The sequence below is a fragment of the Methanoculleus sp. UBA413 genome, assembly GCF_002502935.1.
Classification (GTDB): Archaea; Halobacteriota; Methanomicrobia; order Methanomicrobiales; family Methanoculleaceae; genus Methanoculleus; species Methanoculleus bourgensis.
This window is the reverse complement of record NZ_DAQR01000097.1, coordinates 27,369-28,339: the sequence shown is the minus strand read 5'-3', so window position 1 is coordinate 28,339 and position 971 is coordinate 27,369. Positions and strand designations below refer to the sequence as shown.

Genomic DNA, 971 nt, shown 5'->3' with positions numbered 1-971 from the left:
TGAAGGTGCGGTACATCTCGACGTCGCCGATGCTTCCCTTCTCCTGCAGCCAGCGGAAGATGGCGGGGACCTCCAGGGGGGCGGTGATCGAGAACCCGTAGTCGGAGAGCCTCCGGAAGTTTAAGAGGCCGCCGCCGGTGATGTGGCACATCCCATGCACGGTGCAGGCCTCCGTCACCCGGAGCACCTCGTGGTAGATCCGGGTGGGTGTGAGGAGTTCTTCGCCGAGGGTCTTTCCGTTTGAGAGACGCGTATCATACGAGGCATACTCCTCGACGATCCTCCGGGCAAGCGTGAGGCCGTTGCTGTGGATGCCGCTTGAGGGGACGCCGACGATCAGGTCGCCGGGGACGATCCCCTCCCCGGTGACGATCTTCTCCTTCTTCTGGACACCAAGGCAGGTCCCCGCAAGGTCGAGGCCGTTTACGAGCCCCCGGAGCGTCGCGGTCTCGCCGCCGACGATGTTCATATTCGCAAGCCTGGCCCCTTCGTTCAATCCCCGGCCGATCTGCTCCATCTTCTCGATCGAGAGGGCATCCGTCGCGATGTAATCGACGAACGCGACAGGTTCGAGGTTCATCACATAGAGGTCGTTGACGTTCATCGCGATGCAGTCGATCCCGACGGTCCGCCAGTTGCGGAGCGCGTCTGCGACGAGCATCTTGGTCCCGACGCCGTCGACCGCAAGCGCGAGGGCATACGGCCCGCAGTCGATGAGCCCGGCGAAGTGCCCGACCGCCCCCATCATCGGGAACGAGCCGGTTCTCTGGTAGGTAAGGTTGTCAATCAGTGCCCGCACCGCCCGGGCCTCGAGGTCGATGTCGACCCCTGCTTCACGGTAAGTATGTTCAGTCATCAGAGTTCTCCGAGAGGCGGAATTCATCGTGCAGCACCTGCAGGGCACGCTTGCCGTCTCCACCCTTCACGACAAACGAGACGTTCACCTCGCTTGAGCCCTGCGAGATCATCAT

At 62.6% G+C, this 971-nt stretch carries 2 protein-coding genes; both read right to left on the bottom strand.

Annotation, left to right across the window (positions count from 1 at the left end; genetic code table 11):
* The coding region (purM, locus tag BP858_RS08085) for a phosphoribosylformylglycinamidine cyclo-ligase (protein ID WP_286879253.1) at positions 1-856 on the bottom strand (856 nt) is incomplete at its 3' end.
* A partial coding sequence (locus BP858_RS12370) for an ACT domain-containing protein (protein WP_394339384.1) occupies positions 849-971 on the bottom strand: 123 nt, incomplete at its 5' end. The genes purM and BP858_RS12370, both read right to left, overlap by 8 nt.